General features: G+C 53.7%; 13 protein-coding genes and 1 riboswitch. Of the genes, 6 read left to right on the top strand and 7 right to left on the bottom strand.

The window, feature by feature from the left end; genetic code table 11:
- From thiS to rsd, 5 genes are all read right to left on the bottom strand, one after another.
- On the bottom strand, window positions 1-201 hold the full coding sequence (gene thiS, locus GF617_RS22060; protein WP_181621795.1) for a sulfur carrier protein ThiS: 201 nt from the start codon (window positions 199-201) through the stop codon (window positions 1-3).
- Window positions 185-940: a thiazole biosynthesis adenylyltransferase ThiF gene (locus GF617_RS22055; RefSeq protein WP_203452458.1), complete on the bottom strand. Its 756-nt coding sequence runs from the start codon at window positions 938-940 to the stop codon at window positions 185-187. Before GF617_RS22055 ends, thiS begins: the two co-directional genes overlap by 17 nt.
- Window positions 927-1,568, bottom strand: coding sequence for a thiamine phosphate synthase (thiE, locus tag GF617_RS22050; RefSeq protein WP_181621797.1), 642 nt, complete (start codon window positions 1,566-1,568; stop codon window positions 927-929). Before thiE ends, GF617_RS22055 begins: the two co-directional genes overlap by 14 nt.
- On the bottom strand, window positions 1,568-3,463 hold the full coding sequence (gene thiC / locus GF617_RS22045; RefSeq protein ID WP_181621798.1) for a phosphomethylpyrimidine synthase ThiC: 1,896 nt from the start codon (window positions 3,461-3,463) through the stop codon (window positions 1,568-1,570). The genes thiE and thiC overlap by 1 nt, the downstream gene beginning before the upstream one ends.
- 80 nt (window positions 3,464-3,543) lie before the next feature.
- Window positions 3,544-3,665: riboswitch (TPP riboswitch) on the bottom strand.
- Window positions 3,666-3,718: 53 nt separating this feature from the next.
- On the bottom strand, window positions 3,719-4,216 hold the full coding sequence (gene rsd / locus GF617_RS22040; RefSeq protein WP_181621799.1) for a sigma D regulator: 498 nt from the start codon (window positions 4,214-4,216) through the stop codon (window positions 3,719-3,721).
- Window positions 4,217-4,312: 96 nt separating this feature from the next.
- Here rsd and nudC point away from each other — a divergent pair, with 96 nt between their 5' ends.
- The 6 genes from nudC to GF617_RS22010 all read left to right on the top strand — a co-directional run bounded on the left by nudC (window position 4,313) and on the right by GF617_RS22010 (window position 8,724).
- Complete coding sequence (gene nudC / locus GF617_RS22035) at window positions 4,313-5,086, top strand: NAD(+) diphosphatase (protein ID WP_181621800.1); 774 nt, start codon at window positions 4,313-4,315, stop codon at window positions 5,084-5,086.
- A gap of 97 nt (window positions 5,087-5,183) precedes the next feature.
- Window positions 5,184-6,248: a uroporphyrinogen decarboxylase gene (gene hemE, locus GF617_RS22030; protein ID WP_181621801.1), complete on the top strand. Its 1,065-nt coding sequence runs from the start codon at window positions 5,184-5,186 to the stop codon at window positions 6,246-6,248.
- Between the two features lie 8 nt (window positions 6,249-6,256).
- Window positions 6,257-6,928 carry a deoxyribonuclease V gene (nfi, locus tag GF617_RS22025; RefSeq protein WP_203452457.1) on the top strand — a complete coding sequence of 224 codons (672 nt, stop codon included), beginning with the start codon at window positions 6,257-6,259 and terminating at the stop codon, window positions 6,926-6,928.
- Window positions 6,929-6,970: 42 nt separating this feature from the next.
- Window positions 6,971-7,561, top strand: coding sequence for a YjaG family protein (locus GF617_RS22020; protein WP_181621803.1), 591 nt, complete (start codon window positions 6,971-6,973; stop codon window positions 7,559-7,561).
- Between the two features lie 186 nt (window positions 7,562-7,747).
- On the top strand, window positions 7,748-8,020 hold the full coding sequence (gene hupA, locus GF617_RS22015) for a nucleoid-associated protein HU-alpha (protein ID WP_002445246.1): 273 nt from the start codon (window positions 7,748-7,750) through the stop codon (window positions 8,018-8,020).
- 11 nt (window positions 8,021-8,031) lie between these two features.
- Window positions 8,032-8,724 carry a DUF1481 domain-containing protein gene (locus GF617_RS22010; RefSeq protein WP_203452456.1) on the top strand — a complete coding sequence of 231 codons (693 nt, stop codon included), beginning with the start codon at window positions 8,032-8,034 and terminating at the stop codon, window positions 8,722-8,724.
- A 39-nt stretch (window positions 8,725-8,763) separates the two neighbouring features.
- Here GF617_RS22010 and purD read toward each other — a convergent pair whose 3' ends face one another.
- Window positions 8,764-10,056, bottom strand: a complete 1,293-nt coding sequence (gene purD, locus GF617_RS22005; RefSeq protein ID WP_203452455.1) for a phosphoribosylamine--glycine ligase — start codon at window positions 10,054-10,056, stop codon at window positions 8,764-8,766.
- A 15-nt stretch (window positions 10,057-10,071) separates the two neighbouring features.
- Window positions 10,072-11,661 (bottom strand): bifunctional phosphoribosylaminoimidazolecarboxamide formyltransferase/IMP cyclohydrolase, encoded by a 1,590-nt coding sequence (gene purH / locus GF617_RS22000; RefSeq protein WP_203452454.1) that lies wholly within the window; start codon window positions 11,659-11,661, stop codon window positions 10,072-10,074.
- Window positions 11,662-11,892: the final 231 nt, after the last annotated feature.

Raw genomic sequence — 11,892 nt, 5'->3', positions numbered from 1 at the left:
TCAACCCCCTGCGATAACCTGAAACAGCAGGATATGGTCGCCTTCGCGCACCTGCTGATGCTCCCACTGCTCACGCGGCAGGATCTGTTGATTAAGCGCCAGGGCAGCACCTGGCTTTAGCTGACGTAACGTGTCGAGTAACGCGGCAATAGTCAGCCCCTCATCACACTGCATCGGCTCATCGTTAAACAGAATGCGCATGGTGGCCTCCGCAGACCGGGCAATGGTGGGCCCGCTGTAAGGCCAGATGCCGCCAGCCGCTGGATCGGGCATCAAACAGTCGCAGAGTATTGCGTTCCGTCTCCATGCCGCTGAGCAGCTTGAGTGTCTCCAGCGCCTGCAGTGTTCCCATGACGCCCACGACCGGGCCAAGGATGCCAGCCGTGCGGCAGTTGCGCTCAGGCTCGATGTCATCTGGCCATAAGCAGCGGTAACATCCCTGTGCCCACGGTGGTGTCAGAACCATCATTTGCCCGCCAAAACCGACCGCACTGGCGGTGATCAGTGGCGTATTGTTCTCTACACAGGCGGCGTTAATGGCCTGGCGCGTTGCCATGTTGTCGGTGCAGTCCAGCACCACACTGGCAAGCGCGACTTCGTGCTGCAGTTTTTCCCCACTTAGCCGCTCCTGAATTGCGATCAGGTCAATATCAGGATTCAACTGATTCAACCTTTGTCGGGTGATATGCGCTTTAGGCTGGTCGATATCCTCCGTCGTAAAGAGAATTTGGCGCTGGAGATTGCTCAGATGTACGTCATCGTCATCGGCGAGCACCAGCGTACCGACTCCAGCGCCTGCCAGGTACAGGGCCGCCGGTGCGCCTAATCCGCCAAGACCAACAACCAGCACCCGGCTGGCGAGCAGTTTTTGCTGGCCGTCGATAGCGATGTCATCCAGCAGGATCTGACGGCTGTAACGCATAAAATCATGGTCGTTCATCGCCTTCTCCTGCCAGTTCTAAGAGCTGTGCTGTCGCGGCTTGCCAGTCGGTAGCCTGGGTTATGGCACTGACAACGGCGATACTGCCGACGCCGGTCGCCAGAACAGCAGAAGCGCGTTCAAGGCTGATCCCGCCGATGGCGACAGTAGGGTAATCCGCCAGACGCTGGATATGGCCAGCCAGTTGCACCAGCCCCTGAGGGGCTGACGGCATCTGTTTGGTTTGTGTCGGAAAGACGTGACCGAGTGCGATATAGGATGGGCGGGCGTCCAGTGCGATATCAATTTCCATATCGTCGTGCGTCGAGACGCCAAGGCGCAAATCCGCCTGGCGAATGGCGCGGAGATCAGTTGTCTCCAGATCTTCCTGACCGAGATGCACGCCATAGGCCTTGTGCTTGATCGCCAGTTGCCAGTAATCGTTGATAAAGAGGCGGGCATCATAACGATGTCCGAGTTCAATGGCTGCGACCACGTCGGCCTCCACCTCTTCATCCCGTTTGTCTTTGATGCGAAGCTGGATCGTACGTACGCCTGCTTCCAGCAGACGCTTAATCCACTCCACACTATCCACCACCGGATAAAGCCCTAAACGGAAAGGCACGGGGGGAAAATCGGGCTGATACATTACGCCTCCTCTTTTTTGAGGTAGATTTCGCCGCCTTTGGCGCGGAAGTTTTCTGACATATCTGCCATACCCACTTCGATGGTTTGGGCTGCCGCGTAATCGCGCACTTCCTGGCTGATTTTCATCGAACAGAATTTTGGCCCGCACATGGAGCAGAAGTGTGCCACTTTGCCTGATTCCTGCGGCAGCGTTTCATCGTGGTAGGCGCGGGCGGTGAACGGATCTAGCGCCAGGTTAAACTGGTCTTCCCAGCGGAATTCAAAGCGCGCTTTCGACATGGCGTTATCGCGGATCTGGGCCCCCGGATGGCCTTTGGCCAGATCCGCTGCGTGAGCGGCGATTTTGTAAGTAATCAGCCCTTGCTTCACGTCCTCTTTGTTTGGCAAACCGAGATGCTCTTTCGGCGTCACGTAGCAGAGCATGGCACAGCCGAACCAGCCGATCATCGCTGCACCAATCCCGGAGGTGAAATGGTCGTAACCTGGAGCGATATCGGTCGTAAGCGGCCCCAGAGTGTAGAACGGCGCTTCATGGCAGTGTTCCAGCTCTTCGGTCATATTGCGGCGGATCATCTGCATCGGCACGTGGCCCGGGCCTTCAATCATCACCTGGACGTCATACTCCCAGGCGATTTTGGTCAGCTCTCCCAGAGTGTGCAGCTCGGCAAATTGTGCCTCATCGTTAGCATCACGAATGGAGCCAGGACGCAGGCCGTCACCCAGCGACAGTGAAACATCGTATGCGGCGCAGATTTCGCAAATTTCGCGGAAGTGTTCGTAGAGGAAGTTTTCCTGGTGATGCGACAGACACCACTTTGCCATGATAGATCCACCGCGAGAGACAATTCCGGTCAAGCGTTTGGCGGTCATCGGCACGTAACGTAACAGGACACCCGCGTGAATCGTGAAGTAGTCAACGCCTTGCTCGGCCTGTTCCAGTAAGGTATCGCGGAAAGCTTCCCAGGTGAGATCTTCAGCGATCCCGTTCACCTTCTCCAGCGCCTGGTAGATCGGAACCGTACCTATTGGCACAGGGCTGTTACGCAGGATCCATTCGCGGGTCTCGTGAATATAACGGCCCGTGGACAGGTCCATCACGGTATCGGCTCCCCAGCGTGTCGACCAGACCAGTTTTTCCACCTCCTCTTCGATGGAGGAGGTCACTGCTGAGTTGCCAATGTTGGCATTGACCTTGACCAGGAAGTTACGGCCAATGATCATCGGCTCTGATTCCGGGTGGTTGATATTGGCGGGAATAATGGCGCGGCCAGCGGCGACTTCATTACGCACAAATTCCGGTGTAATGTTCTCAGGCAGGCGTGCGCCAAAACCTTCGCCTGGGTGCTGGTGGCGCAACACTTCACTGCGGATACGCTCACGCCCCATGTTTTCGCGAATAGCGATAAATTCCATCTCAGGCGTCACGATGCCCTGGCGTGCGTAGTGCAGCTGCGTCACGCATTTACCTGCTTTCGCGCGTTTTGGCGTCAGCAGGCCTGTAAAGCGCAGTTCATCCAGGCCATCATCAGCCAGACGCTCTTTTGTGTAAGCAGAACTGCGATCGGAGAGTGATTCACTGTCGTTACGGGCATCTATCCACGGTTGGCGCATCTTTGCCAGACCGCGCTGAACGTTAATTGCGATCTCCGTATCGCCGTAGGGACCCGACGGATCGTATACCGGGATGGCTTCATTCTCTTCAAACTGCGGATTATCTTTGGTCCCGCCAATGAGCGTTGGGCTCAGTTGGATTTCGCGCATGGGTACGCGGATATCGGGTTGGGAGCCTGTGATATAGATACGTTTTGAGTTCGGGAACGCTGTGCCTTCCAGCGTATCGATGAAGTGTTGTGCTTGCGCGCGTTGTTCGCGGCGGGTCAGTTTAGGTGCAGACATAGCTCATTCCAAAAGTGAAGGACATGGCTTGTCAGACGACGGATGAAGCAAGAGGAAGGATCGCCCAAAGGCGATACAACAGCAGATTGACTCTTGTTCCCTTCGCAGGTATTAGCCTGATCAGGTTCCGCGGATCCCGAATTAACGGTCTCAGCCCGTACATCTGTATACACATCAGTACTGGGCACTCCGACAAGAAAACACTCCTGCAGTGCAGGAGCGGTGTTTGTAAACTACTCGTTAACGACTAAGAACTCAAGCAGGCCGCGCGATGTTATCTTCGTTGCTGGCTTTCAAATTGTTATCCAGTACGAGGGCGATCAGCTTGTCTTCCAGCGTAAATCGCGCTTCCATGGCTTCGCCGAGATCGGATAACGCCTGCTGAAATTCCAGGTAGTTATCATGGTCAATCGCGTTTTCGAGTGTGGAATCGTAATAATCCATGATTTTCTGGGTATTGGCTTCCAGCAACGGATAAAGCTTGGTTGCTGTTAAATACGGGCTGCTACCTTCCATTTCGCGGATAATGCGTTCATAAATGTTGAAATGGCCGTCGGACAGGTAGTCGACCAGGCTCTGACAAAAATCATCCAGTGCTTTTTCGTTCAGCCGCATATAGGATTCTTTGCCAGGCTTAATACCGACCAGATTGTAATAAGCTACGAGCAGATGCTTGCGCACATGTAGCCAGCGATCCACCAGTTTATTACTTCCTCCAACGCGCTCTGTCAGGCTTTCTAGCTGGTTTAACATGTTCGACTCCGCAAGGTTTAGAATTAAAGCTGCTCACCCAAAAATGTCATCACAATGCTAACAACATGTCAGTGAAGCGAAGGTAGTGCAATAGATATGGATCGTATTATTGAAAAATCGGATCGCGGCTGGTGGTTCATCAGCCACGAACAAAAATTATGGTTGCCTGCCGGAGAAATACCATATGGCGCGGCAGGAAATTTCGATCTTGTGGGGCAAAGCGCACTCAGGATCGGCGAATGGCAGGGCGATCCCGCGTGGTTGATCCAACAGCCACGACGTCAGGAGATGGGATCGGTTCGCCAGGTACTTGATCTTGATGTCGGCCTGTTCCAGTTAGCGGGCCGGGCTGTGCAACTGGCTGAATTTTATCGTTCGCATAAATATTGTGGCTACTGCGGTCACACCATGCACTCAAGCAAAACCGAATGGGCGATGCTGTGCAGCCACTGTCGCGAGCGCTATTACCCACAAATTGCGCCGTGCATTATCGTTGCCATCCGGCGTGACGACTCCATTTTGCTGGCCCAACATACCCGTCATCGCAACGGTGTGCATACCGTGTTAGCGGGGTTTGTCGAAGTGGGCGAGACGCTGGAACAAGCAGTTGCGCGTGAGGTGATGGAAGAGAGCAGTATCAAAGTCAAAAACCTGCGCTACGTGACCTCGCAACCCTGGCCATTCCCCCAATCGCTGATGACGGCATTTATGGCTGACTACGCTAGCGGCGAGATTGTTATCGACCAAAAAGAGCTGCTGGAAGCGAACTGGTATCGTTATGACGATTTACCGCTATTACCTCCGCCAGGTACGGTGGCGCGTCGCCTGATAGAAGATACCGTCGCAATGTGCCGGGCCGAGTATGAATGATGTGATGCAACGGCTTTATCGTTCAAATGGCCTGCTTGATCCACTTTGAATGATTTTGTGTATACACTGGCGGCATAACGCTTAAGGAACTGCAAAAATGACCGAACTGAAGAACGATCGTTATCTGCGTGCGCTACTGCGCCAGCCCGTTGATGTCACCCCTGTGTGGATGATGCGTCAGGCAGGGCGCTATCTGCCGGAGTACAAAGCCACGCGCGCGCAAGCGGGCGATTTTATGTCACTGTGCAAAAACGCAGAGCTGGCCTGTGAAGTGACACTCCAGCCGTTGCGTCGTTATCCGCTGGATGCAGCGATTCTTTTTTCGGACATTCTGACCATTCCGGATGCAATGGGTCTTGGGCTGTATTTTGAAACCGGCGAAGGCCCACGTTTTAGTTCACCGATAAAAAGCAAAGCCGATGTGGATAAGCTGTCAATCCCGGACCCGGAGCAAGAGCTGGGTTACGTGATGAACGCTGTTCGTACAATTCGACGTGAGCTAAAAGGCGAAGTCCCGCTGATTGGTTTCTCCGGCAGCCCATGGACGCTGGCAACCTATATGGTTGAAGGTGGTAGCAGTAAAGCTTTTACCATGATTAAAAAGATGATGTATGCCGAACCCCTGGTTCTGCATGCGTTGCTCGATAAGCTGGCGAAGAGCGTCACGCTGTACCTCAATGCACAGATTAAAGCAGGTGCGCAGTCGGTGATGATTTTCGATACCTGGGGAGGTGTGCTGACCGGGCGTGATTATCAGCAGTTCTCGCTGCACTACATGCACAAAATTGTGGATGGGCTGTTGCGCGAAAACGATGGCCGCCGTGTACCGGTTACGCTGTTCACCAAAGGTGGCGGCCAATGGCTGGAAGCGATGGCTGCGACCGGGTGTGATGCTCTTGGGCTGGACTGGACGACCGATATCGCCGATGCCCGCCGTCGGGTTGGCGATAAGGTCGCGCTGCAAGGCAATATGGACCCTTCCATGTTGTATGCTCAGCCTGCGCGGATCGAGGAAGAAGTAGCGACCATTCTGGCTGGATTTGGCCAGGGTGAAGGCCATGTCTTCAATCTGGGCCACGGTATTCATCAGGACGTACCACCAGAACATGCGGGCGTGTTTGTAGAGTCGGTACACCGACTTTCCGCCCAGTATCACCAGTAGGACGTAGTATGGATCTTGCGTCGCTTCGCGCAGAGCAAATCGAACTCGCGTCATCCGTGATCAGACATGATTGTCTGGAGAGAGACCCTCCGCAATTGATCGCGGGGGCTGATGTCGGTTTTGAACAGGGGGGCGAAGTGACGCGGGCGGCGATCGTGCTGTTACGCTATCCCTCACTTGAGCTGGTGGAGTACAAAGTGGCACGCATTGCCACCATGCTGCCTTACATTCCTGGTTTCCTCTCTTTTCGTGAATACCCCGCGTTGCTTGCTGCGTGGGAGAAACTTTCACAAAAACCCGATCTGGTCTTTGTTGATGGTCACGGTATTTCCCACCCGCGCCGGCTAGGTGTCGCCAGCCACTTTGGCCTGCTGGTGGATGTCCCCACTATTGGGGTCGCGAAAAAACGCCTCTGTGGTGCATTTGAACCACTTCCGACCGAACAAGGAGCACTGGCCTCGCTTATCGATAAAGGTGAACAACTGGCGTGGGTATGGCGGAGCAAAGCACGCTGTAATCCGCTTTTTGTCTCCACCGGTCACCGTGTTGGTATGGATAGCGCTCTGGCATGGGTACAGCGTTGTACCCGAAACTATCGTTTACCGGAGCCGACACGCTGGGCTGATGCGGTTGCATCAGAGCGTCCGACATTTATTCGTTGGCAGGAAATTCAGCGGTGATTCAGGTAAACTGCCGCTAATTTCCGATTCTGAGACATCATCATGTTACAAAACCCGATTCATCTGCGCCTTGAGAAGCTGGAAAGCTGGCAGCACGTCACGTTTATGGCCTGCCTGTGTGAGCGCATGTACCCGAACTATGCGATGTTCTGCAAGCAGACTGAGTTTGGTGAAGGTCAGATTTATCGCCGTATTCTCGATCTAATTTGGGAAACGCTGACGGTCAAAGATGCAAAAGTGAACTTTGATTCCCAACTGGAAAAGCTGGAAGAGGCGATCCCGGCAGCGGATGACTATGATGTGTATGGTGTCTATCCGGCTATCGATGCGTGCGTAGCACTCAGCGAGCTGATTCATTCGCGTCTGAGCGGCGAAACACTGGAACATGCAATCGAAGTGAGTAAGGCATCAATTACCAGCGTTGCAATGCTGGAAATGACGCAAGAAGGTCGAGAAATGACCGACGAAGAGCTCCGGGCAAACCCGGCAGTAGAGCAAGAATGGGATATTCAGTGGGAAATATTCCGACTTCTTGCAGACTGCGAAGAACGCGATATTGAACTGATTAAAGGCCTGCGTGCGGACTTACGTGAGGCCGGTGAGAGCAATATTGGTATAATTTTTAACCAATGAGACAACAAAACGTGATTTAACGCCTGTTTTGTCGCACCTCGACTCTTCCCTTCTGCCCCCCGTCTGGTCTACATTTGGGGGGCGAAAAAAAGTGGCTATCGGTGCGTGTATGCAGGAGAGTGCTTTTTTGGCATTTTCGTCGCACTCGATGCTTAGCAAGCGATAAACACATTGAAAGGATAACTTATGAACAAGACTCAACTGATTGATGTAATTGCGGACAAGGCTGATCTGTCTAAAGTGCAGGCTAAAGCTGCTCTGGAATCTACCCTGGCTGCTATTACTGAGTCTCTGAAAGAAGGCGATGCTGTACAACTGGTTGGTTTCGGTACCTTCAAAGTGAACCACCGCGCTGAGCGTACTGGCCGCAACCCGCAGACCGGTAAAGAAATCAAAATCGCCGCAGCTAACGTGCCGGCATTTGTTTCTGGTAAAGCACTGAAAGACGCTGTTAAGTAAGACGCGTGGCAGTGAACAGTTTTAACGAAGGGGCGGCAACGCCCCTTTTGTCTGTCTGGCGCGGTGTTCGCGTGCTGGTGGGCGTACTGTTGCTGTCAGCCTGTAGCCATGATTCTTCTCTGCCACCGTTTACCGCCAGCGGATACGCTGATAATCAGGGGGCAGTGCGGATTTGGCGTAAAGACTCAGGCGGTGAAGTCCACCTTCTCTCAGTATTCAGTCCGTGGCATACCGGTAATACGTCCACCTCAGAATACCGCTGGCAGGGCGATACCCTTTCGCTGATTGAACTGAATATCTACAGCAAGACCCCAGAACATGTCCGCGTGCGTTTTGATGATCACGGTGAACTGAGCTTCATGCAGCGTGAAACCCATGGTCAAAAGCAGCAACTCTCCAGCGATCAAATTGCGTTATACCGATACCGGGCAGAGCAAATTCGCCAGACCAGTGATGCCCTGCGTCAGGGACGAGTCATGTTGCGTCAGGGGCGCTGGCATGCAAATGGCACAGTGACCACGTGTGAAGGACAAACAGTGAAGCCAGATCTTGAGTCCTGGGCGATGGAGCATATTGTCCGACGGCAACGTCATTCGTCGGTTGAGGTGAGTGTGGCGTGGCTTGAAGCGCCGGAAGGTTCTCAACTGCTGCTGGTGGCGAACGAAGATTTCTGTACCTGGCAACCAACAGAGAAAAGTTTTTGAGGTAAATCCCCCCTCCCTTGAGGGAGAGGGTTAGGGGTATTACTCGCCTTGCTCACGCGCAATGGCACGATAGCCAATGTCATGTCGGCTAAAACTGCCGTCCCAGCGAATATCCGCCATTAAGGCATACGCACGTTTCTGTGCTTCCGCGACGGTATTCCCGAGCGCCGTAGAGCAAAGCACGCGCCCACCGTTGGTCAGAACACGATCGTCGTCAGAGAGCTTCGTTCCTGCATGGAACACCTTGCCACCTTCAACGTCCTCCAGCGGCAAACCGTGGATCTCATTGCCCGTGTTGTAGTCGCCAGGATAACCGCCAGCAGCAATCACCACACCCAGTGATGCGCGTTCGTCCCATTCTGACGTTTTCTCGTCCAGCTTGCCGTCGCAGGCAGCCAGGCAGAGATCCACCAGGTCGGACTTCATGCGCAGCATAATCGGTTGAGTTTCTGGATCTCCAAAGCGGCAGTTGAACTCGATAACCTTAGGATTACCCTGCTTATCGATCATCAGCCCGGCGTAGAGGAAACCGGTGTAGGTGTTGCCTTCTGCCGCCATACCTTTGATGGTTGGCCAAATGATACGTTCCATGGTGCGCTGGTGGACTTCATCCGTGACGACCGGAGCAGGAGAATATGCGCCCATGCCACCCGTGTTCGGGCCGGTATCGGCATCGCCAACGCGCTTATGATCCTGACTGGTGGCCATCGGCAGGACATGTTCACCGTCGACCATCACGATAAAGCTGGCTTCTTCACCGTCCAGGAACTCTTCGATCACGATACGATGGCCTGCATCGCCAAAGGCGTTACCGGCCAGCATATCCTGAACAGCGTCTTCGGCTTCCTGGAGCGTCATTGCCACGATCACGCCTTTACCTGCGGCCAGACCGTCTGCTTTGATCACAATCGGCGCGCCTTTTTCACGCAGATAGGCAAGTGCCGGTTCAACCTCAGTGAAGTTCTGGTATTCACCCGTTGGGATTTTATGGCGTGCAAGGAAGTCTTTGGTAAAAGCTTTAGAGCCTTCCAGCTGTGCAGCACCTTCTGTTGGGCCGAAGATTTTCAGGCCCGCAGCACGGAATGCATCAACCACCCCAATCACCAACGGCGCTTCCGGGCCAACGATGGTCAGATCGATTTTCTCGTTTTGGGCAAAGCTCAGCAGTGCCGGAATATCGGTTACGCCAATAGCGACGTTCTGCAAAGCAGGTTCCAGCGCTGTACCCGCATTACCCGGTGCAACAAAAACCGTTTTTACTCGCGGAGACTGCGCAGCTTTCCAGGCCAGGGCATGTTCACGCCCGCCGTTACCAATTACTAATACTTTCATTGTCTGCTCCGTGGATTAATGGCGGAAGTGACGCATATCGGTGAAGATCATTGCGATGCCGTGTTCGTCGGCTGCAGCAATGACTTCATCATCACGAATAGAACCACCCGGCTGGATCACGCAGGTGATGCCGACAGTTGCAGCAGCATCAATACCATCACGGAACGGGAAGAACGCATCAGACGCCATGGCGGAGCCTTTCACCTCCAGACCTTCATCACCTGCTTTAATGCCGGCAATTTTCGCGGAGTAGACGCGGCTCATCTGGCCTGCACCTATCCCGATGGTCATGTTTTCTTTTGCATAAACAATGGCGTTGGATTTCACGAACTTCGCCACTTTCCAGCAGAACAGCGCATCACGCAGTTCCTGCTCGGTTGGCTGGCGCTTGGTAACAACGCGCAGATCACCCGCAGTGACCATACCCAGATCGCGGTCCTGAACCAGCAGGCCGCCGTTGACGCGTTTGAAGTCCAGGCCTGGAGCACGTTCAGCCCATTGGCCACAAATCAGAACACGCACGTTCTGTTTGGCGGAGGTGATGTTCAGCGCATCTTCAGTTGCGGATGGGGCGATGATCACTTCTACAAACTGTCGGGAGATAATGGCCTGGGCTGTTTCCGCATCCAGTTCACGGTTGAACGCAATAATGCCGCCGAAGGCTGAGGTTGGGTCGGTTTTGTAGGCGCGATCGTAAGCGTCCAGAATGGAGGTGCTTACCGCGACGCCACATGGGTTTGCGTGTTTCACGATAACACATGCGGGTTCGCTGAACTCTTTCACGCATTCCAGTGCCGCGTCGGTGTCAGCAATGTTGTTATAAGAGAGGGCCTTGCCCTGTACTTGCTGTGCTGTCGCAACAGAGGCTTCTTTTACCTCTTCTTCTATATAGAAGGCTGCCTGCTGGTGGCTGTTCTCACCGTAACGCATATCCTGCTTCTTAATGAAGTTCAGGTTCAGCGTGCGTGGGAAGCGACCAGAAGGCTCGTTGCTGTCGCCGTGGTAAGCAGGAACCAGGCTACCGAAGTAGTTGGCAATCATGCTGTCATAAGCTGCGGTGTGTTCGAACGCTTTAATGGCGAGATCGAAACGGGTGTCGAGGGTCAGAGAACCTTCATTGGCATCCATCTCTTTAATAATGGTTTCGTAATCGCTGCTCTTTACTACAATCGCGACATCTTTATGGTTCTTGGCAGCGGAGCGAACCATGGTTGGGCCGCCGATATCAATATTCTCTACGGCATCTTCCAGCGAGCACCCTTCACGGGCAACCGTCTGGGCGAACGGGTAAAGGTTAACAACAACCATATCGATTGGTGCGATCCCGTGCTGGTTCATGATCCCATCATCCTGGCCGCGACGACCCAGAATACCGCCGTGAACTTTCGGGTGCAGAGTCTTGACGCGTCCATCCATCATTTCTGGGAAACCGGTGTAATCGGACACTTCGGTTACCGGCAGGCCTTTATCTGCTAACAGGCGCGCTGTACCGCCAGTGGAAAGCAGCTCTACACCACGTGCAGAAAGTGCCTGTGCGAATTCAATGATGCCAGCTTTATCAGAAACACTGAGCAAAGCGCGGCGGACTGGACGACGTTGTTGCATGGTAAATCCCCTGGATTTCACGATTACAGAGAGCGTTAGATGAGTTTTCCGCGAAAAACTCATCTAACACCCCTAACGGGGCATCCTTGTTTTTCGCGTGCATTTTAACGAAAACGTTTGCGTAGTGCTCGCGAATTTTCAAAATTTCGTCGGGTTGTGGATAAGTCTGTGAGCAAAAGGGTATAAGGCGGTGTTTTGCTGTGGAATGCAGCAGTCAGTCATTTTTCTGCA

The sequence above is a fragment of the Lelliottia sp. RWM.1 genome (assembly GCF_016859735.1).
Classification (GTDB): domain Bacteria; phylum Pseudomonadota; class Gammaproteobacteria; order Enterobacterales; family Enterobacteriaceae; genus Enterobacter.
This window is presented reverse-complemented; position numbering and strand designations above follow the sequence as displayed.

Coding starts and splice junctions, on each gene's coding strand:
- thiS (WP_181621795.1), bottom strand. CDS start 201: ATGCGCATTCTGTTTAACGATGAGCCGATGCAGTGTGATGAGGGGCTG.
- GF617_RS22055 (WP_203452458.1), bottom strand. CDS start 940: ATGAACGACCATGATTTTATGCGTTACAGCCGTCAGATCCTGCTGGAT.
- thiE (WP_181621797.1), bottom strand. CDS start 1,568: ATGTATCAGCCCGATTTTCCCCCCGTGCCTTTCCGTTTAGGGCTTTAT.
- thiC (WP_181621798.1), bottom strand. CDS start 3,463: ATGTCTGCACCTAAACTGACCCGCCGCGAACAACGCGCGCAAGCACAA.
- rsd (WP_181621799.1), bottom strand. CDS start 4,216: ATGTTAAACCAGCTAGAAAGCCTGACAGAGCGCGTTGGAGGAAGTAAT.
- nudC (WP_181621800.1), top strand. CDS start 4,313: ATGGATCGTATTATTGAAAAATCGGATCGCGGCTGGTGGTTCATCAGC.
- hemE (WP_181621801.1), top strand. CDS start 5,184: ATGACCGAACTGAAGAACGATCGTTATCTGCGTGCGCTACTGCGCCAG.
- nfi (WP_203452457.1), top strand. CDS start 6,257: ATGGATCTTGCGTCGCTTCGCGCAGAGCAAATCGAACTCGCGTCATCC.
- GF617_RS22020 (WP_181621803.1), top strand. CDS start 6,971: ATGTTACAAAACCCGATTCATCTGCGCCTTGAGAAGCTGGAAAGCTGG.
- hupA (WP_002445246.1), top strand. CDS start 7,748: ATGAACAAGACTCAACTGATTGATGTAATTGCGGACAAGGCTGATCTG.
- purD (WP_203452455.1), bottom strand. CDS start 10,056: ATGAAAGTATTAGTAATTGGTAACGGCGGGCGTGAACATGCCCTGGCC.
- purH (WP_203452454.1), bottom strand. CDS start 11,661: ATGCAACAACGTCGTCCAGTCCGCCGCGCTTTGCTCAGTGTTTCTGAT.